21 protein-coding genes are annotated in these 18,790 nt (G+C 68.4%); 6 read left to right on the top strand and 15 right to left on the bottom strand.

What is annotated here, in order from left to right:
* Positions 1 to 18 precede the first annotated feature (18 nt).
* Positions 19 to 879, top strand: coding sequence for a phosphatase PAP2 family protein (locus tag E5679_RS16485; RefSeq protein ID WP_249336191.1), 861 nt, complete (start codon positions 19 to 21; stop codon positions 877 to 879).
* Here E5679_RS16485 and E5679_RS16480 read toward each other — a convergent pair.
* Genes E5679_RS16480 through pdhA form a run of 5 tightly spaced genes read right to left on the bottom strand, consistent with a single transcriptional unit; the run spans position 870 to position 6,545 of the window.
* Complete coding sequence (locus tag E5679_RS16480; RefSeq protein WP_249336190.1) at positions 870 to 2,030, bottom strand: MinD/ParA family ATP-binding protein; 1,161 nt, start codon at positions 2,028 to 2,030, stop codon at positions 870 to 872. The two genes, E5679_RS16485 and E5679_RS16480, sit on opposite strands and share 10 nt — an antisense overlap.
* A gap of 51 nt (positions 2,031 to 2,081) precedes the next feature.
* Positions 2,082 to 2,897, bottom strand: coding sequence for an MBL fold metallo-hydrolase (locus tag E5679_RS16470; protein WP_138417855.1), 816 nt, complete (start codon positions 2,895 to 2,897; stop codon positions 2,082 to 2,084).
* Between the two features lie 54 nt (positions 2,898 to 2,951).
* Positions 2,952 to 4,319 (bottom strand): dihydrolipoamide acetyltransferase family protein, encoded by a 1,368-nt coding sequence (locus tag E5679_RS16465; protein WP_138417853.1) that lies wholly within the window; start codon positions 4,317 to 4,319, stop codon positions 2,952 to 2,954.
* Positions 4,319 to 5,374, bottom strand: a complete 1,056-nt coding sequence (locus tag E5679_RS16460) for an alpha-ketoacid dehydrogenase subunit beta (protein WP_138417851.1) — start codon at positions 5,372 to 5,374, stop codon at positions 4,319 to 4,321. The genes E5679_RS16465 and E5679_RS16460 overlap by 1 nt, the downstream gene beginning before the upstream one ends.
* Position 5,375: 1 nt before the next feature.
* Complete coding sequence (pdhA, locus tag E5679_RS16455) at positions 5,376 to 6,545, bottom strand: pyruvate dehydrogenase (acetyl-transferring) E1 component subunit alpha (protein ID WP_249336188.1); 1,170 nt, start codon at positions 6,543 to 6,545, stop codon at positions 5,376 to 5,378.
* 142 nt (positions 6,546 to 6,687) lie between these two features.
* Between pdhA and E5679_RS16450 the strand changes: the two genes are divergently transcribed.
* Positions 6,688 to 7,140 (top strand): Lrp/AsnC family transcriptional regulator, encoded by a 453-nt coding sequence (locus tag E5679_RS16450; protein WP_138417849.1) that lies wholly within the window; start codon positions 6,688 to 6,690, stop codon positions 7,138 to 7,140.
* A gap of 6 nt (positions 7,141 to 7,146) precedes the next feature.
* Here the strand turns inward: E5679_RS16450 and E5679_RS21625 are convergent, their stop codons facing one another.
* Positions 7,147 to 8,160, bottom strand: coding sequence for an HNH endonuclease (locus E5679_RS21625; RefSeq protein WP_138417847.1), 1,014 nt, complete (start codon positions 8,158 to 8,160; stop codon positions 7,147 to 7,149).
* 52 nt (positions 8,161 to 8,212) lie between these two features.
* Between E5679_RS21625 and E5679_RS16440 the strand changes: the two genes are divergently transcribed.
* A complete protein-coding gene (locus E5679_RS16440; RefSeq protein WP_138417845.1) occupies positions 8,213 to 8,434 on the top strand; it encodes a hypothetical protein in 222 nt (73 codons plus the stop codon).
* 134 nt (positions 8,435 to 8,568) lie between these two features.
* On the opposite strand, the gene E5679_RS16435 is transcribed toward E5679_RS16440, so the two are convergent.
* Genes E5679_RS16435 through paaA form a run of 6 tightly spaced genes read right to left on the bottom strand, consistent with a single transcriptional unit; the run spans position 8,569 to position 13,169 of the window.
* Positions 8,569 to 9,351, bottom strand: coding sequence for an enoyl-CoA hydratase/isomerase family protein (locus E5679_RS16435; RefSeq protein WP_138417843.1), 783 nt, complete (start codon positions 9,349 to 9,351; stop codon positions 8,569 to 8,571).
* Positions 9,352 to 9,361: 10 nt separating this feature from the next.
* A complete protein-coding gene (gene paaE, locus E5679_RS16430; RefSeq protein ID WP_138417841.1) occupies positions 9,362 to 10,534 on the bottom strand; it encodes a 1,2-phenylacetyl-CoA epoxidase subunit PaaE in 1,173 nt (390 codons plus the stop codon).
* Positions 10,535 to 10,538: 4 nt separating this feature from the next.
* A complete protein-coding gene (gene paaD, locus E5679_RS16425) occupies positions 10,539 to 11,033 on the bottom strand; it encodes a 1,2-phenylacetyl-CoA epoxidase subunit PaaD (RefSeq protein WP_138417839.1) in 495 nt (164 codons plus the stop codon).
* Complete coding sequence (gene paaC / locus E5679_RS16420) at positions 11,027 to 11,884, bottom strand: 1,2-phenylacetyl-CoA epoxidase subunit PaaC (RefSeq protein WP_138417837.1); 858 nt, start codon at positions 11,882 to 11,884, stop codon at positions 11,027 to 11,029. Before paaC ends, paaD begins: the two co-directional genes overlap by 7 nt.
* Positions 11,881 to 12,174 (bottom strand): 1,2-phenylacetyl-CoA epoxidase subunit PaaB, encoded by a 294-nt coding sequence (gene paaB, locus E5679_RS16415; protein WP_138417835.1) that lies wholly within the window; start codon positions 12,172 to 12,174, stop codon positions 11,881 to 11,883. Before paaB ends, paaC begins: the two co-directional genes overlap by 4 nt.
* On the bottom strand, positions 12,174 to 13,169 hold the full coding sequence (gene paaA, locus E5679_RS16410) for a 1,2-phenylacetyl-CoA epoxidase subunit PaaA (protein WP_138417833.1): 996 nt from the start codon (positions 13,167 to 13,169) through the stop codon (positions 12,174 to 12,176). Before paaA ends, paaB begins: the two co-directional genes overlap by 1 nt.
* Before the next feature lie 104 nt (positions 13,170 to 13,273).
* Between paaA and lepB the strand changes: the two genes are divergently transcribed.
* Together lepB and E5679_RS16400 are read left to right on the top strand one after the other, a co-directional pair.
* Entirely contained in the window at positions 13,274 to 13,960 is a 687-nt protein-coding gene (gene lepB, locus E5679_RS16405; protein ID WP_138417831.1) for a signal peptidase I, read from the top strand.
* Between the two features lie 4 nt (positions 13,961 to 13,964).
* Positions 13,965 to 14,657, top strand: a complete 693-nt coding sequence (locus tag E5679_RS16400) for an arsenate reductase/protein-tyrosine-phosphatase family protein (RefSeq protein WP_138417829.1) — start codon at positions 13,965 to 13,967, stop codon at positions 14,655 to 14,657.
* Here E5679_RS16400 and E5679_RS16395 read toward each other — a convergent pair.
* The 3 genes from E5679_RS16395 to E5679_RS16385 form a co-directional block, all read right to left on the bottom strand.
* The gene (locus tag E5679_RS16395; protein ID WP_249336187.1) at positions 14,588 to 16,048 is read right to left on the bottom strand and encodes a tyrosine-protein kinase domain-containing protein; all 1,461 of its coding nucleotides are present in this window, start codon (positions 16,046 to 16,048) and stop codon (positions 14,588 to 14,590) included. The genes E5679_RS16400 and E5679_RS16395 overlap by 70 nt on opposite strands.
* Positions 16,049 to 16,134: 86 nt before the next feature.
* Positions 16,135 to 17,331: a hypothetical protein gene (locus tag E5679_RS16390; RefSeq protein WP_138417827.1), complete on the bottom strand. Its 1,197-nt coding sequence runs from the start codon at positions 17,329 to 17,331 to the stop codon at positions 16,135 to 16,137.
* The gene (locus E5679_RS16385; protein WP_138417825.1) at positions 17,328 to 17,570 is read right to left on the bottom strand and encodes a PqqD family protein; all 243 of its coding nucleotides are present in this window, start codon (positions 17,568 to 17,570) and stop codon (positions 17,328 to 17,330) included. The genes E5679_RS16390 and E5679_RS16385 overlap by 4 nt, the downstream gene beginning before the upstream one ends.
* Positions 17,571 to 17,716: 146 nt before the next feature.
* On the opposite strand from E5679_RS16385, the gene E5679_RS16380 reads away from it, so the two are divergent.
* The gene (locus E5679_RS16380; RefSeq protein ID WP_138417823.1) at positions 17,717 to 18,772 is read left to right on the top strand and encodes an LCP family protein; all 1,056 of its coding nucleotides are present in this window, start codon (positions 17,717 to 17,719) and stop codon (positions 18,770 to 18,772) included.
* The last annotated feature ends 18 nt before the right edge of the window (positions 18,773 to 18,790 follow it).

The following is an 18,790-nucleotide window of genomic DNA, read 5'->3' as shown; positions in this document are numbered from 1 at the left end:
ACCCGAGCGAACTCTCCCATGCCCGTCCGTGAGACCGTGGCAGGGCCGGGCCTGTTCCTCATGGCTGCCCTCGTGTCGGCGCTAGGGGTGGTAGGGACCTACTGGCTGTTCGTCCGCACGACGACCGGCCAGTACATCGACGAGTCCGCTCTCGACGAGGCCGTGGCCGTCTACGGCAGGGCCGCGAAGGCGGCGCTGGGATTCCTCGATGCCCTGCCGACCATCGCCGTCGTCGTGGGCGTCGGGGGCCTCCTCTATGCCGCGGTCGTCAAGCGCCGCTGGTCCGCCGCGCTCATAGCCTTCGCCGCCGCGGGCCTCGCCAACATCGTCACGCAGCTTCTCAAGGCCTACCTGTTCACGCGCCCCTACACCGGAATCCAGACGCTCATGGAGAACTCGCTCCCGTCAGGGCACACGACTGCTGCGGCGTCGGCGGCCGGGGCCATCTTCCTGGTGTCCTCGCCCGCATGGCGTCCTTTCGTGGGCTTCCTCGGCACCACGTTCGCGGTCGCGGCTGGGGGTGCGACGCTCGTCAACCAGTGGCATCGCCCCGCAGACGTCATCGCGGCGCTCCTGGTCGTGGCGGCATGCCTCGCGCCGGCCGGGTGGCTCGTGCTCCGCACCGGACAGCAGTGGAACACCTGGGACGGCTTCGGGAGCCATTGGGCGTCGTCGCGGCTCTGGCTCAGCCTCCCGCTGCTCATCGGACTCGGGGCGACCGCCCTCGCCGTCGCGATGCTCGTCAAGATCGCCCCCGGCAGCGGTGTGGAGAGCACCACCCACTACTTCTGGACCGGCCTCTCGCTCATCGTCATCAGCGGGTATGTGATTGGGACGGCCGCGACGTGGCTGTTCGCGGTATCCGTCCGTCAGCGGTAGCCGTCGACGATCGCCGCCGCGATCTCCTTGTACGCCCGCCGCGTCTCGGGCCGCACGGCCTCGAGCGAGACGAGGTCGCCGTCCGCGACCGCCTTGTCATGGGGCACGCTGATGAGCATCCGGCACATGCCGGCGAGCGTCTCCTCGATTGCGGCCTTGTCGACCCGCGCAGAGACGTCGTCCTTGTCGGTGACGACGACGATTGCCTCCTTCGCGAGGTGCTCGAACCCGTGCGCGGAGAGCCACAGCAGCGTGTCGCGGGCGCGCTTGGCGCCGCTCACCGCGAAGCCGGCGGCAACCACGATGTTGTCCGCGTTGTCGAGGATGCCCTTCATGGCAAGCCGGCTGACGCCCGTCCCGCAGTCCGTCAGCGTCACGCCGTAATGGCGTGAGACGAGCGAGTAGACACGCTCATAGTCCTCGGCCCTGAGGGAGTCGGACAGATCAGGGTCCTGCTCGCCGGCGAGCAGGCGTAGGCTCCCGACTTCGTGAAGGTACGCATCGAGGGCTACGCGGGAGTCGTTGTCGCCGAGTTCCCGCAGGAGACGCGTGATGGTGAGCTGCCGCTCCGACTCGTACGCGCCCTCGCCGAGGGCACGCTCGATGAGATCACCCGCGTCGGGGTTCGCGTCGATCGCGCACACGCTTCCCGACCGGACGCTCGCGAGCGTCAGCCCCACACCCACGGTCGTCGACGTCTTGCCCACGCCGCCCTTCATGGACAGCAGCGCGGTGTTGCGGCTTCCCTCCAGGCGACGACGGATGCGACGGTCGAGCTCCGCCTCCTCGCGTTCCACGACCGACGGCCCAAGGTTGAGCGCACCGCCTGTCAGCCGATACAGCCACCCGCGGAAGCCCCCTCGCGGGGGCGCAGCCTGGGACGGCTTGATGAAGCCGGCCGGCTGTTCTGGCTGTAACGGCGGTTCTGGCTGTAACGGCGGTTCTGGCTGGGCCGGCGCCTCGATGACTGGGGCCGGCGCCTCGATGACGGCACTGCCGGTGTCGGCCAACGCTGGCTCTTGCACGGCCGGCCGTACTTCCGCTTCGCGCTCCCCCGCTTCGCGCTCCCCCGCTTCGCGTTGTTCCGCTTCGCGCAGCCGCCTCAGCTCCCGCCGGGTCAGAGGCACAGCCTGAGCACCGTCGTCGACCATCCTGCCCCTTTCACCCTGACCCCGCTGGCACCTCTGGTGCCCGCTGCAACTCTAGTGCAGAGTGCTGGCCGCCTTCAGGCGGCCGATGAACAGGCGCGACTGCTCGGGGCCGTACGGGAGGATCGGGATGGCCTTGGTGGCGTCGTGCGGCGACTCGCGGGTCGCCTGACGTGCGGAGCGCACCGCCGTCGCCATCGTCTCGGCCATCGTGCGCACGGCGACGTCCGTGCAGAGCCCGCCGTGTCCCGGGACGAGGTGCTCGTAGCGGTGCCGGAGCGCGGAGATGTGGCGCAGGGTATCGGCCCACTCCTCCGGATACGAGTCGCCGAACTCGGGGTACGAGCCCTCCTCGACGAGGTCGCCGCTGAACAGCGCGGTCGACGTCCCGACGAGGAGATCGCCGTCTGTGTGCCCCCTGCCGAGGTAGAACAGCGTGACGGACTGGCCGCCCAGGTCGACGAGCACCGGCTGGTCCCGCACGATCGCCTGCGGGACGACGATCTCGGTGTGCTCGCCCTCCCCTGCGGCCATTTCGGGCTCACGCTCGGCGACCTCGGCGCGAACGTCGTGGCCCGTCGCCGCGATCGACGACGCAGCATTCTCGTGCGCCCAGAACTCGGTCACACCTGCGGCCGCAAAGACCGCGTTGCCGAAGTAGTGGTCGTAGTGCGCATGAGTGTTCACGACGACGAGCGGCAAGTCCGTCTTCTCCCGCACCGCGTCGAGGATCTGGCGCGCCTGGCGCGGCCCCTCTCCCGTGTCCACCACGAGGGCGCGCTCCGTCCCGATCACGAGCCCGATGTTGAGCCGCAGCGGCTCGAGACTGAGCGTAAACGTGTCGCCGCCGAGGTCGCGCCATTGAGCCATGCCTTTAGTCCTTCACTTCCGGGGCAGATCGTGGTCCCGATTCTGCCATGGGCCTCAGAGGTCGGCGAGGATGCTGCCCGGGTGTTCGACCGCGTCAGCGACGTAGCGGAGGAAGCCGCCGGCGGTGCCGCCGTCGCACACGCGATGGTCGAAGACCAGCGTCAGCTGGACGACCTTCCGCACCGCGAGCTGCCCCTCGACCGCCCACGGCCGGTCCACGATGCGCCCAACCCCGAGGATCGCCGCCTCGGGATAGTTGATGATCGCGGCACTGCCATCGACGCCGAACACTCCGTAGTTGTTGAGGGTGAACGTGCTGCCCGTGAGGTCCGCCGGTGACGCTTTCCCGTCGCGGGCGACGGCGGTGAGGCGCCTGAGCTCCGAATCCAGCTCGCGTGCGTTCAGCCGGTGCGCGCCCCGAATGCTCGGGACAACGAGGCCGCGCTCGGTCTGCGCCGCGAAGCCGAGGTTGACGCCGTCGAACGCGACGATCTCCTGGGTGCCGTCGGCTGCCGTGTCGATCCGCGTGTTGAGCTCGGGGAACTTCCCGAGGCCCGCGAGGACGAAGCGGGCGATAAACGCGAGCAGGCTCGGAGTCCGCTCGGGATCGCGCTTCTTGAGGCCCTCGCGCAGTTCGACGAGCTCCGTCGCGTCGACGTCCACCCAGACCGTGGCCTCGGGGATCTCGGTGCGGCTCCGGGCCATGGCCTGGGCCACGGCTTTCCGGATGCCGCGGACGGGCGTGCGCGACGCGACGCCGAGACCGGTGCTCGTGTCTGTGTCCCCCTCCGCCGACGTCGGGGCCTGGGCCGCCGACGTCGGGGCCAGCGCAGCCGAGGTCGGGGCCTCTGCTACCAGTTGGACGTCCCGGCGCAGGATGAGGCCGTCGGGACCGGAGCCCTTGAGGGTGTGGAGGTCGATGCCGAGGTCGCGCGCGAACTTCCGGACCAACGGAGACACCACTCGGATTGCCTGACGGGCTGCGGGCTCGGCCGTCGCGACCGCCGTCCCATTCTGCGCGCCGTTCAGGGACATCGGCTCTCCCTTGCGACGACGCTTGCGCCCCGAGGCTGAGGAATCCGACGTGCCGTATCCAATGAGCACGTTGCCGGAACCGGCGCCGGCGCGCTCCTCCGTGCGGTACGCCTCTCCGGCGGACCCGACCTCGGCGGCACTGGACCCGACCTCGGCGATGCTGATGAGGGGGCGCCCGACGTCGAGGGTCTCCCCCGGCTCGCCGTGGAGCTTGGCGACCACGCCGGCGAACGGCGACGGCACCTCGACGACGGCCTTCGCGGTCTCGACCTCGACCACCGGCTGGTCGACCGTCACGGAGTCTCCGACGGCCACGAGCCACCGGACGAGTTCCGCCTCGGTGAGCCCCTCGCCGAGATCAGGCAGCAGGAATTCGCGGGTCATCATCAGTCCTCCCACTGGAGATCGTCGAGGGCGTCGAGGATTCGGTCGGCGCTCGGCAGGTACCAGTGCTCGAGCTTCGGCGGCGGGAACGGGATGTCGAAGCCGGTCACTCGGCGCACGGGAGCCGCGAGCGAGTGGAAGCAGCGCTCCTGGACGCGAGCGACGATCTCGGAGGCCACCGAGGCGAAGCCCTGTGCCTCAGCCACGACCACCACACGACCCGTTTTCCGAACAGACGCGGATACGGTCTCATCGTCGAACGGCACAATCGTCCGCAGGTCGACGACCTCGACCGACCGCCCCTCCTCCGCCGCCGCTTCCGCAGCGGCAAGGGCGGGCGGGATCGCAGGACCGTACGCGATGAGCGTCGCGTCCGTGCCGGGGCGGACGACGGCGGCCCGTCCCTCGGCCTTCTGGCCCGCCTTCGCCTCAACCTCCTCCCGCAGCGCGGCGAGGTCCACGGCTTCCTTGGACCAGTAGAGTTTCTTGGGCTCCATGAACACGACCGGATCGTCGCTCGCGATGGCCTCGCGGAGCAGCCGGTAGGCATCCGCGACGCTCGACGGCGTGAAGACCTTCAGCCCGGGAGTGTGGGCGTAGTAGGCCTCGGACGAATCGCAGTGATGCTCCACACCGCCGATCCCGCCCGCGTAGGGAACGCGGATGACCATCGGCAGCTTCACCCGGCCGCGTGTCCTGTTGTGCATCTTCGCGACGTGGCTGGCGATCTGCTCGAAAGCGGGATAGGCGAAGGCATCGAACTGCATCTCGACGATGGGCCGCATCCCGTTCATGGCCATGCCGAGGGCCATTCCCACGATTCCCGACTCGGCAAGCGGAGTGTCGAAGCAGCGCTGCTCGCCGAACTCGGCCATCAGCCCGTCGGTGATCCGGAAGACGCCACCCAGCTTGGCGACATCCTCGCCGAAGACGATCACGCCGTCGTCCGCCCGCATTGCGTCCGCCATGGCCGTGGTGAGGGCCTTTGCAAAGGTGACGGGCTCAGGCCCGGCGCTGGCGGCCGCGCGCGCGGCTGCGGCCTCGGCTACGGTGCTCATCTCAGTGCTCCTTCTGGGACGGCTCTTCGCGCGAGAGTTCGTCGGCCAGGAAGGCTGACTGCTCACGCAGCTGCGGCGTCGGTTCGGTGAAGACGTGGCGGAAAAGGTCCTGCGGGTCCAGCTGCGGTTCGACGCTGAGCCCGTCGCGGAGGTGCTGCGCGATTTCCTCGGCGTCGCCGGCGAAGGCTGTTTCGACGTCGTCCGTGAGGTGACCCGTGGACGTCAGGTAGTGCCGCATGCGGTGGAGCGGGTCCTTCGCCGCCCACGCCTGGACCTCCGCTTCGTTGCGATAGCGGGTCGCGTCGTCGGCGTTCGTATGGGCCTGCATCCGGTAGGTGTTCGCCTCGACGAGGAGCGGGCCGGAGCCTGCCCTCGCGAGCGAGACGGCCCGGTCGAGGACCGCGAGGAGCGCGACGACGTCATTGCCGTCCACGCGCTCGCCCGCCATCCCGTACCCGACGGCCTTGTGGGCGAGCGACGGCGCGACCGTCTGGTGCGCGAGCGGCACCGAGATCGCGTACTGATTGTTCTGGACGAAGAACACGACCGGCAGGTGGAAGACAGCGGCGAAGTTGAGGGCCTCGTGGAAGTCTCCCTCGCTCGTGGCGCCGTCGCCGCACATCGCCAGCACCACGGTGTCCTCGCCGCGGAGCTTCGCCGCATGGGCGACGCCGACGGCGTGCAGCAGCTGGGTGGTGAGCGGGGTGCTCTGGATGCCCACGTGGTGCTCGTGCGGGTCGTAGCCTCCGTGCCAGTCGCCGCGGAACAGCGTCATCGCCTCGACCGGGTCGACGCCCCGGGTCATGACGGCGACGGCATCGCGGTACGTCGGGAACATCCAGTCGCCGTCCCTGAGGCACAGGGCGGCGGCGACCTGACAGGCCTCCTGGCCGTGGCTCGACGGGTAGACCGCGAGCCGCCCCTGACGGACGAGGGCGGAGTTCTGGTCGTTCACGCGTCGCCCGATGACGAGGCGGCGATAGGCCTCGAGCAGTTCCTTGTCGCTCGGGACGGGGTACTGGTGGCCGGGGGTCGATCCGCGCTGGTCCTCCGGCAGGATCGTGCCGTCCTCGGACAGGATCTGGATCTGGCCGTGCACCGGGAGCATGTAGTCCTCGATGCTGATCCCAAAGCGCTTGACGGCCTCCTGGGCCTCCGCGGGAATGGTCATGGTGCCTCCTCGCAGCATGTCCTGTTCTGACACAGGCGTGTTGACACAAGTATGGGTTCTAGGCCGGATTCGTATCCATAAATCTGCTCAATCTTGGAATTCTGGAAGCAGGGAGGGAAGATTTGTAGACGAAACGTCAGGAATGACCCAGATCACAGGAGGCTCCATGGACGATGTGGATCGGGCCATCCTCGCCCAGCTCACCGAGGACGCGCGAAGGTCGGTGACGACCATTGCCGAGAACGTGCACATCTCCCGCGCCCACGCCTACAACCGCATCGCCAAGCTCCAGGAACAGGGCATCATCACGAAGTACACGGCGCTGGTCGATCCCCTCAAAGCCGGCCTGCGCTCGAGCGCGTACGTGACCCTCAAGGTGCGGCAGCACTCGTGGCGCGAGCTGCGGGAGCAGCTCAGGGCGATTCCCGAGGTGCACCACATCGCGCTCGTGGGCGGCGACTTCGACGTGATCCTGCTCGTCCGCGCGCTGGACAACACAGATCTCCGCCGCGTCGTGTTCGACCAGCTGCAGAGCATGCCCGGCGTCTTGGACACGCAGACGTTCCTGGTCTTCGAGGATCTCGACACGAGGTGATGGGATCTATCCGGCCTGTCGTTCGGGTGGCCCCGGAGGCTTCTGCCCCGGAAGGCGCGGCGGAGGCGAAAAGTACTCATGCCCTGTGGGCGTGATCGTCACGATGTCCGCGCCCGGTGCATCGGGCGTATCTCCCGCAACGACCGCCTGCTCCCAGCCGGGCGAGTCCTTCGTATAGTTGCACCGCTCGCACAGGCCCTGCCCGTTCTCGACGCTCGTCTCGCCGCCGTGCGCGACCTGGACGACGTGGTCGATGTGTTTGATCGAGGTGTCGCAATAGGGGGTCCGGCAGGCCTGATCGCGAATCGCGATGAACTCTGCGAGGGCACGAGGGAATCGCCGCGACTTCGCTTCCATGGCCACGAGCTCGCCGGTGGTCGGCTCCAGATAGAGGCGGCGAAGCCAAGCTCCCGCGAGAGAATCAGACGCCCCGGCAATCATGGCTCGCGCCTGGCCAGCGGGGATCGTCCCATAGCCCTGAAGCCGGGCCGGCTCACGGCCAGCGGAGAGGAGCGACGAGTCCGTCATGACCAGCCCGACGCGGAGTGGGACGGCGTCGGCACGGTCCTGGCCCGTCACGAGCTCGACAAGAGTGTCGGCCGCGACCTGCCCGGCGGTCCTCTCGTCGCCCATGGCCCGAGCCTGCCCCACGGCACGCTGGAGGGCGCCGCCGACGGCTGCCGCTTGCGTCACCGGAAGGATCGCGGTGACCTTCGCCATGGAATCGGGTAGCCGGCGGATCGTCACGCGGCGTTCGGACTCCGCCTTGCGTACGCGGGCGAGGGCTGCGCCGTCGTCGATCGCGTCGACGCGCGCGCGCACTGCATCCTGAACACCGCGACCGCCGAGTCCTTCACAGCGACGCGGGTCGCCGCACAGCTCCCTGTCGACGGCGGACCGATCGACAGGTCGAAGGACCTCCACCGCCTCCGCCACGACGATGGCACGCTCCTCGTTGAGGTGTCCGGCCGCGAGGGCGTCGAGAGTGTGCGGCATCTCGCGGACGAGCCGGTTCGACATCGCGAGAAGCCGCGCACCGCGGGATGGTGAGACCTTGCGCGCGAGGGGCGATTTGAGCCGAAGCCGAACGTTCCTTCACCCGCGCGGCGCGAGAATCGAGCCCTTCTTCGCAGAGGGCCGCAAACTCCGCCTGAACTCGAGCCTGCTCGGCCGCCGCAGCGGCCTTCAGGCGCTCGAGAGCAGCGATGCGATCGATGAGCTGCGGACCAGTGAACTCCTTCAGCCCGCCCGAAAGCCCGAGCCTGGCGACGAACGACGCGATCTGGTCATTTGACGGTCCCTCAGCCTGACGCCTTAGCCCATCGAGTGCGCTGCGCCAGTCCTCCGCACCCGAGTCCCCCATTTCGAGCATGCGGCAAGCTTATCGAAGAAGACTTCGATAGTAAAGTCGATAGTCGAAATAGTGTTCTACTTCCCCGAGAACACCGGCTTTCGCTTCTCCTGGAAGGCCTTGAAGCCCTCGCGGTAGTCGTCCGAGTCGCACAGAGCCGCCTGGGCCTTGTTCTCGGCGTCCATCGACTCCCAGAGCCCCAGCCGCCGGTCACGGACCTGCGCGACGAGTTCCTTCGAGGCCACGAACGCCCCCGTGGCGCCGTGAGCGACGCGAGCCACCACCTCACGAGTCCGATCGATCAGCTCGCTGGCTGGGAAGGCCCGGCTGAAGAGCCCCGAGCGCACCGCCTCGGCTCCGCTCATGAGATCGCCGGTGTAGATCAGGTCGAGCGTCCGGTGCATGCCGAGCCGCTCCGTGAAGTACCAGTGGCCCCCGGAGTCGAGCGTGGCCCCGAGATTGGCGAATGGCGAGCCGATCTTCGCGTTCTCGGCGACGTAGACGACGTCTGTCGCGAGCAGGAGCCCGAGGCCAACCCCGAGCGTCGCCCCTTGGGCCGCCGCGAACGTCGGCGCTGGGAACGCCGCCATCTTCTGCATGAGCGGAGTCACGAGGCCTCCGAGGTACCCGAGCACGTCGTCGTCGGCGGGGTCGACCCCGGAGATGTCCCGACCCGCGCAGAAGGCTCGCCCCACGCCGCGCAGGAGCAGCGCCCGCACCTCGCCGCGGGAGGCGGCGGCAGCGGCGTCGTCGTACGCCTGCGACAGCTCGGCGAGCGCCGCGGGGTCGACGGCGTTGAGCTTGCCGGGGGCGTCCAGGACCACTTCGGCGACGCCGTCGGACATGGTGAGCGAGATCAAATTTCAGCTCCTACGCATCGAAGTCAACGGACACCGCGTCCGAGGTGGGGCGCGATTGGCAGGTCAGGACGTACCCGCGCTCAAGCTCGTCGGGTTCGAGCGCGTAGTTCTCCGCCATGTCGACCGTTCCCTTGACGAGCTTTGCGCGGCACGTGCCGCACACACCCCCGGCGCAGGCAAACGGAACATCGGGGCGCACGCGGAGAGCCGCATTGAGGATCGTCTCGTTCGCGGCGGCAGGGCTCTTGACGACTCCCGAAAGCCCATCGAGCCGGAACTCGATGTCGAAGCTCTTGCCGTCGTCCTCGATCACCGGCCGACCGATGTTGCCTTCGAGGTTCGTCGGGGTGCCCGTGGTGAAGAGCTCGAAGCGCACCTTCTCCGGTTCGACGCCGCGCGCCGAGAGCGTGTCCCGCACGAGCTGGACGAGTTCGAACGGGCCGCAGAGGAACCACTCGTCGACGTCGTCCGCGTGGATCACGGTGTTGAGCAGCGTGGTGAGCTTCTCTGCGTCGACCCGGCCCGAGAGCAGCGGCGAGATACGCTGTTCTCGCGAGAGCACATGGTGGAGCGCGAAGCGGGACGGGTACTTGTCCTTGAGGTCCGCGAGTTCCTCGACGAACATCACGTCCATCGCGGCCTTGTTGGCGTAGATGAGGTCGAAGCGCACGTTCTCGTTGGCGGCAAGCACGGTCTTCGCGATCGCGATGACGGGCGTGATCCCCGAACCGGCCGCGACGGCGACGAACGTGTGCTCTTCCTCGGTGTCGATGCTCGACGGGTCGTTGAGGGCGGTCATCTTGTGCTTCGAGATGAAGGCTCCGGCCGGGCTCATGACATCGAGCGTGACGCCCGGTTCGAGATTCTCGTTGGCCCAGGTCGAGAACAGGCCCCCGAGGTCCTTCTTGATCGCGACGCGGATCTCGCTGCTGCCGTCCTCGAACCGCTGCGGCGGGGCGCAGATCGAGTAGCTGCGGCGGATGTCCTGATCCAGAACGTGCGCGCGGAGGGCCACGTACTGGCCGGGAATGTAGTCGTACTCATCGGCGAGCCCGGGCGGAACCGCGAACGTCACCTCGATCGCATCGTTGGTGAGGCGCCGCACTTCGCTCACCTCGAGCGGGTGGAATGATGCACGACGGCGGCCAGTCGCCTCAGTGTCTTCCGTCAGCTGGTCTGTCATCTGTCTACAGCACCTTGAAGTAGTCGAAGGGTTCCCGGCAGTCCTGGCACACATAGAGCGCCTTGCACGAGGTGGAGCCGAAACGGGAGAGCTCCCGGGTGTTGAGCGAGTGGCAGCGAGGGCACTTTACGGCGAGGCCGAGGCGGACGGGGCCGGCCGCAGCGCGACCCGTGGGGGGCGCGATCCCGTACTCGGTGAGCTTGGCCTTGCCCTCTTCAGTCATCCAGTCCGTAGTCCAGGCGGGCGACAGCACGAGGTCGACCTTGACCTTCCCGTACCCCGCCTCGCCGAAGACGCGCCGCAAGTCGTCCTTGATGGCGTCCATCGCGGGGCAGCCCGAATACGTCGGCGTGATGGTCAACCGGACCGTCCCGTCCGCGTCGAGGTGACCGTCGCGGAGAATTCCCAGATCGCGGATGCTCAGAACCGGGATCTCAGGGTCGTTGACCGTGGCCGCGAGCTCGAGGATCTCGGTATCGAGGGTGCTGGTGCTCACCATGTCGCACCCGGATGCTTGCGCGCGAGGACCTGCATCTCGGCGAGCAGGTAGCCGAGGTGCTCCGTATGCTCGCCTCGACGGCCGCCACCGCTGGCGCGGGGAACGGCCGGCAGGGTCAGCGTGGCCTCGTCGAGCACGGCCGCGATCTCGGCATCGAACTCGGCGCGAAGCGATGAAGGCAGCACGCCGACCGCGCCGATCCTCTCGGTGAGCTCATCGTCGTCGAACAGCTCGTCGACGTAGGGCCACATGAGCTCAAGCGCCTCCTGCATGCGACGGTGGGACTCCTCGGTCCCATCGCCGAGCCGGAGCGTCCACTGCGTCGCGTGGTCGCGGTGGTAGTCGACCTCCTTGAGCGCCTTCGCGGAGATCGCTGCGATCGTGGCGTCCGTCGAGTTCACGAGCCGCGAGTAGAGGAGGCGCTGGAAGACCGAGACGACGAGCTGCCGCGCGATGGTCACCCCGAAGTCCCCGTTGGGCTGCTCGAAGATCCACGCCGAGCGGAACTCGTCCTCTTCCCGCCAGTAGGCGAGGTCGTCCTCCGTCTTGTCCCACGCATGGCCGGCGTAGGTGAGGAAGGACCGCGCATGGCCCAGCAGGTCGAGGGCGATGTTGCCGAGGGCGATGTCCTCCTCGATCTCCGGGCCCCGCGAGATCCAGTGACCCAGGCGCTGGGCGAGAACCAGGGAGTCGTCGCCGAGGCGCAGGGCGTACTGCGCGACATCTTCAGTCGGCCGGTCCGTCTGCAGCGCGATGTCCTCGGGCCGCAGGGCGTTGCCCGGGGTGACGCGGGTCGCGGACGCTGCGGCGTCGCCAAAACTGTCGAGGGAGTGGTCCTGGTGGGTGCTCACAGGTGCTTCACGCCCTCGCTCTTGGTGTAGTACGTCGCGTGGCGGTAGTCCTTCCCCTGCGGCGATTCGAAGAACGAGCCCTTCGCGTCAGGGTCGGAGGCCGTGATGGCGTCCGAGGGGACCACCCAGATCGAGACGCCCTCGTTGCGACGCGTGTAGAGGTCCCGCGCGTTCCGCAGAGCCATCTCAGCGTCGGGTGCGTGCAGCGAACCCGCGTGGACGTGCGAGAGCCCACGGCTCGACCGCACGAAGACCTCCCAGAGGGGCCAGATGTTCGGCTGATTGCTCATCAGGCAGCGCCTGCCTTCCGCTTGTTGTTCTGCTTCTCGGCGTACGCCCGCGCTGCCTCGCGCACCCAGGCGCCGTTCTCGTGCGCCTCGCGACGCCGCGCCAGGCGCTGGGCGTTGCACGGGCCGCGGCCCGCGATGACGTCCTTGAACTCCTGCCAGTCGAGCTCCATGTGGATCCACTTGCCCGTCTCCTCGTCGAACCGGAGCTCGGGGTCCGGGAGCGTGAGGCCGAGGACCTTGACCTGCTCGGCGATCATCCCCACGAAGCGCTGGCGCAGCTCGTCGTTGGAGAAGCGCTTGATGTTCCACGCCATGGACTGCTTCGAGTTCGGCGAGTCGTCGTCGGGCGGCCCGAACATCATGAGGGCGGGCGCGTAGAAGCGGTTGACGGCATCTTGGGCCATCTGCTTCTGCTCGGGCGTGCCGTGGGAGAGCTCGAGGAGGATCTCGAAGCCCTGCCGCTGGTGGAATGACTCCTCCTTGCAGATGCGCACCATCGCGCGTCCGTAAGGGCCGTAGCTCGCCCGGCACAGCGGGACCTGGTTGGCGATCGCCGCGCCGTCCACGAGCCAGCCGATCGCCCCCATATCCGCCCAGCTGCGAGCCGGATAGTTGAAGATCGACGAGTACTTCGCCTTGCCGTCGAGGAGCTGCTGGTTCAGGACGTCGCGCGGGGTGCCCAGCGTCTCCGCTGCCGAATAGAGGTACAGTCCGTGCCCCGCCTCATCCTGCACCTTTGCCATGAGGATGGACTTGCGCTTGAGGCTCGGCGCCCGGGTGATCCAGTTGGCCTCAGGCTGCATGCCGATGATCTCGGAGTGCGCGTGCTGCGAGATCTGGCGCATGAGGGTCTTGCGGTACGCCTCCGGCATCCAGTCTGTGGGCTCGATTCGAGAGTCTTCGGCGATGATGCGGTCAAAATACGCCTGGCCCGCCGCGTCCTCGTCGGACATGGGGGCGCTTGCGGGCACCGGTTGCAAAGCCGCAGCTGCCATGGCTCCTCCTCAATAAATTACCGACCGTTCGTTCAGAATATGCGGGAGCCATTACTGGCGTCAAGCCATCTCAGTGCTCCGAAGCGGCTGTTAGCGTCCGCTCCATGAGCCCCCGCTTCCGCTTCGCCCTCAACCTGCTCGTAGCGTTCGTGGTCGCGGGCCTGCTTCAGTCTTTCGTCGTCAAGCTCTACCGTGTGCCGTCCGGCTCGATGGAGCCGACCCTCCAAGGCAGCGCGAGCGGCGGCGACCGCATCCTCGTCAACCGGCTCGCCTACCTTGGCGGGTCACTAGAGGCGGGCGACGTCGTCGTCTTCACCCGCCCAGCCGCGTGGCAGCCGGTCGCAACGAACGACGACGGCCCGCTGGGTTCCGCGGTCCGCGCCTTCGGCGACCTGACGGGGATCGGCCCGGGAAGCGAGCTCTACCTCGTGAAACGAGTCGCGGCGCGCGGCGGCCAGACGATCGCGTGCTGCGATGGAGAGGGCCGTGTGCAGCGCAATGGTGTGGCGCTCGACGAGCCCTATGTCACGAAGGACCTGCCCTTCGAAGCGGGCCGCCTCGACTGCGTGACCGCTACCCGCTCGTCCCGCTGCTTCGGCCCTTTCACCGTGCCCGACGGCGAGCTCGTGGTCCTCGGCGACCATCGCTCCGCCTCGGCCGACTCGGTCATCGCGTGCCGGGCGGCGGCACGACCGACTGAACAGTGCCTGCGGACCGTTCCCGTCAGCGCAGTTGTCGGAAGGGTCGAGGCACGCCTGTGGCCGCTCGGGCGAATCGGTCTGTTAGCGTGATCCGATGATCGTCGGAACCCCCTTCCGCATCCTCACGGTCTGCACCGGCAACGTGTGCCGCTCTCCCCTCGCGGAGCGGCTGCTCCAGTCCGGCCTCGACGAGGCGGCGCCGGGCTCGTTCAGTGTCTCGAGCGCTGGAGTCCGGGCTCTCGTGGGGCAGCCGGCCCAGCCGCGATCGGCCGAGATCGCGCGGCAGCTCGGAACGAGCCTCGAGACGTTCGCCGCGCGGCAGCTTACCGAGCGCGTCGTCGCCGACGCCGACCTCGTCCTCGTTCTGGCTGAGGACCACAGAGCGCCGCTGCTCGCACTCGCGCCTTCCGCACTCAAGCGGACATTCACCCTTCGGGAGTTCGCCCGGATCGTCGAGCTGCTTCCTGGCCCGACGACCCGCGAGACCGTTCAGGAGACGTGGCACCGCTACGTCGCCGAGGGCGATAGGATCCGTCACCGCGCGAGCGGCGACAACGACGTGACCGACCCCTACGGGCTTGACGCATCCGTCTACGAGCAGATGGCCCGCGAAATCGTTCCCGCCGTGAGCACCCTCATCAGCGCAGCCGAGCCGAGACGCCGACGGCGCCCCTTCGGCCCGGGGAGCCGGGCCGAACTCCGCGAAGCGGAGCGCCGTCAGCTGGCCGAGCGCCGACCCCTCAGCGCGGGGACCGGCTCGGGGGCCTCCTCGGGCTTGCTCACATAAGTGCCGTAGTAGCCGTAGCTGTACGTGTCTGGGCCCTTCGTCGGGACGCAGTTGAGGATCACGCCGAGCACCCGGCCACGGACGCGCTCGAGATTCCCGAGGGCCCGCTGCAGGTGGTCGGTCGTGGTCTTGCGAGCTCGGGCCACCACAAGCGTGCCGTCCGCGGCGCGTGAGAGGACGGCCGCGTCCGTGACGGGCAGAAGGGGCGGCGTGTCGATCAGCACGACGGCACGGCGTGAGAGTTCGGCCAGGAGGTGCTGCATGGCCCGTGAGCCCAAGAGCTCTGACGGGTTGGGAGGGATTCGACCGGCGCCGAGGACCTTCAGGTGCGGCATGGGCCCCCACGGCTGGAGGACGTCGTCGAGCGCAGCTCGGCCCGTCAGCACGTCAGTGACGCCTACCTCGCCCGCGACCCCGAACACCTTGTGCACGGTGGGGCGGCGCAGATCGGCATCGACCACGATCACTTCCTCACCTGCCGCAGCGATGGTCGCGGCGAGGTTCCCGATCACGGTGGACTTGCCCTCGGATGGCAGCGAACTCGTCACCAGCAGGATCCGCGGCGGATTGTCCACGTCGATGAAGTGCAGGTTGGTGCGCAGTTCGCGGAGCGCCTCCCCCATCGCATGGCCCGCGCCGTGTCCCGAGACGTCCAGGATGCGGGTCGAGCCCAGAAGCCTCTTGTCCCGCGGGAGGGTCCCCACCACGGGAACCCGGAATCGGCGCTCGACCTCGCCGGTTCCGCGGATCCGCCGGTCCAGATGGTTGCGCACGAGGGCATAGACGAGGCCGAGCAGGAGGCCTCCGGCCGCGGAGACGCCGAGAGCCAGCTTGAGGTTCGGCGAGACCGGCGCCCCGGGCACGACCGCCTTCGCGAGCGGAACCACCTTCGTGGCGGGCTCCTGGCCAGGCGACGACGTGGACTTCTCGAGCTCGTAGACCTGGGCGGCAAGCGCGGTGACCCACGCATCCGCAACATCCTTGGCCTTCACAGGGTCAGAAGCGCTCGCCGTCACCTGGATTTCCGGCGAGTCGACAGGGACGACCACTCTCACGGTCCCCGCGATTGCCGGTGCGGAGACATCGAGCCGGAGCGCCTTCACCACGCGTTCCGCGACGACGACGGAGTCGCCGAGGGACTTGTAGCTCTTTGCCTTGGACTTTGAGAGGTTGTCCCCCGCTAGCGAGAGGTTGAGGTTCTCGGAGCCTCCAGTAAGGACGATCCCGTTGGATTCGGCCTCGTAGACCCGTGGCTGCATCAGGTACCACCCGTAGCCCGCGGCCGTCGCGGCCGCGATGAAGAGGAGAATCCCCAGCCAGTACGCGCGCACTACCGAGAGATAGTCTGCGAGCGTCAGGCCGCGCTCTTCCGTGGCGTTGTCATGCAGCAAACTTGCCGTCCTCCCCCAAAATCAGGCCACCATCACGCCGCATCACGGCATTCGTTGTACGGACAGTATCGCGATGGCCGGACCACTTAGAGGCGCGCAAGCACTCCATGGCCCTCGAGCTCAGTGATGGCCCGCTCGAGCAGGTCCGCGTAGCCCTCTGGAAGCCCTATCTCGGGGGCAATGCGCTCCGCGAGGCCCGCGAAGTCGGCTGGGGTCGCGAGCGCTCGCCAGATCGCGGGGGCAATCCCGGAGAGCCGCACGACCCGCTGATCCACCATGACCAGGAGCTCGCTGTTGCCCGGTTCTCGCCCCACAAGTTCGACGGCGTCGACCACGTCGGCGCGCCGCAGCAGGCCGACCGACGCCGGCCCGCAGACGTCCGCCCCGTCCACCGCCGCCCCGTCCACGGCCGCCCCGTCCACCGACGGCTCGCCATCGAGCGCAGCCCGCCAGCCGCCGTCGACCGGTGTACGGGCCAGGAGGCCGGGCAGGAGTTCGGCGAGGTCGGCCGCTTCCCGGTACGTCACGCGCAGCGCGCCACCGCACGCATCCAACACGGAGCAGAGCCACTGAAGGGGCCGGTGCACCTGGGCGAGCGAGGACGTCTGCGGCGCGAGCTCAATGATCGCCTCGGCGTGGCTTATCGCCTCCACGCACGGCCCCTGCACGCTCGCCGAGCGGGCCAGGAGCACGACGGCGGCGAGGGTCGCCTCGGATGGGGCGTCGCGCAGGCCCAGGTCGTCCGGGCCGATCTGGCGCTTCGGGGCGGGCGGCGGGTCGGTGATGACGGAGAGCGGCTTCGGATACGGGGCGAGCAGCCCCGATCGCTCGAGGCCGACGGTCTCGTCGCTCACGTAGCCGAGCGCTGGCGCGAGAGTCTTGGTCGCCGTTGTCTTGCCCACGCCCGAGCGTCCCACGAGCGCGGCGGTCCGGCCGGTCCGGGGGTCGGCCAGTCCCGACGCGTGCAGCATGAGCAGGTCGCCGGCCCGCGCCTCGATGGCGCATACCGTGACGGCGCTGGTGAGCTCGGACGCGAAATGGCCGTACGTCTCCCCCGCCACCCGAGCACCACCGCGTGCGGTGAGCACGCGAGCCGAGAACGGGGCAACGTCGTCGTCCAGGGCCTCCGGCGGGCGCCCGAGAAGCGGACCCCCGAAGAGCGCACCCTCGGAGAGGAGGCAGCGCGACCACGCACGCCGCAGCCGGTCGCCCAGCTCCTCGGTGATGCCGGAGTCGAAGAGGACAGCGACCCGCGCGCCGAGCACGAGGAGGTCGAGCCTCACTCGACTGCCTCCGCCAGGCCCTGCTCTTCGAGCTGTGTCAGGAACACGCGCGCTTGGGCTGCGATTGCGGGGTCCTCTCCGTAGATCCGCTGGAGCTCGTCGAGGATCTCGGCTTCGGAACGGGTGCCGTCGACGAGCGACCAGATCACGGCCGCGGAGTAGACGAGAACCACAGGGCGGCGGCGCTCGAGACTCAAGAGCGCGACTCGCTGGCCGTCGTCGGCGGCGACTTGGGCCAAAAGTGCACTTCTGCGCCAGATTCGCATCATTCCTCCCCCCACCAGGTGCCCCGAGCAAAGTCTGGCCAACCATCAGGGCACACTGATACTATCCGCCGCACCCGAGAGGACGAGCCCACCCATGAGAACGAACAGATGAGCACCCCGTGACTGTGGAGAAGACCGCCTCGTCCCGGAAGACGTCGCGCAGGAAGAAGCCCGTGGGGGCCTTCGTGCTGCTCGGCGCCCTGCTCCTTGTCCTCCTCGCCGGCATCACCGCCGTCGGATACCTCGCAACCCTCTCCAACAACTTCGACACCAACACGAAGAAGATCACCAACGCGTTTCCGCAGGAGTCCTCGCGGCCGGCCGAGCCGAAGCCCACGGCCGACGGCAAGACGCCCGTGAACATCCTCCTCGTCGGTTCGGACAGCCGCGGCGCAACCGCACTCGAGGCGGAGTCGGGCTCCGCCTCGAACCAGCGCTCGGACACCATGATGCTCGTCCACATCCCGGCAGACCGGCAGCACGTCTACGTCATCTCGATCATGCGCGACCTCTGGGTGCCGATTCCCAACCACGGCTCCGCGAAGGTCAACGCAGCGCTCGCATTCGGCGGCGTCCCGCTCATGGTGCAGACCGTCGAGTCCCTGCTCGGCCAGCGGCTCGACCACGTGGTGTTCATGGACTTCGAGGGCTTCAAGGGACTCACGGACGCCGTCGGCGGCGTCACGATCGACGTCAAGGCGCCGTTCACCGCGGGTCAGACCTCGGACATCCACTTCAACGCCGGGCCGCAGACCATGAACGGCGATCAGGCCCTCGCGTTCGTCCGCGAGCGCTACGCATTCGCGGATGGTGACTACCAGCGCGTCCGGGACCAGCAGGCCTACCTCAAGGCGCTCGTCAGCAAGATCGCCACACCCCAGACCCTGACCAATCCCGTGACCCTCGCCAACGCCGTCAACGGCTTCTCCCCATACCTCACCGTGGATTCCTCGTTCACCTCGGAGAAGGTAGCGGCCCTCGGGCTCGAGCTCACGGGCATCCGGCCGAAGGACATCGTGACCTTCACGCTGCCGACGAGCGGGACCGGCTGGTCCACGGACGGGCAGTCGATCGTGCTCCTCAACCAAGGCGCCACAAGCGCCCTCGCGGACGCGCTTGCGAAGGGGACGATGCCGCAGTACGTGGCGGCGAACAATTTGGCCAATGGGAACTGATTGGCCAATGGAAACTAA

Source organism: Sinomonas gamaensis (genome assembly GCF_005876955.1).
In the GTDB taxonomy this organism is placed as follows: domain Bacteria; phylum Actinomycetota; class Actinomycetes; order Actinomycetales; family Micrococcaceae; genus Sinomonas; species Sinomonas gamaensis.
Note: the sequence above shows the minus strand (reverse complement) of the source record. Positions and strands in the feature narration are given on the sequence as shown.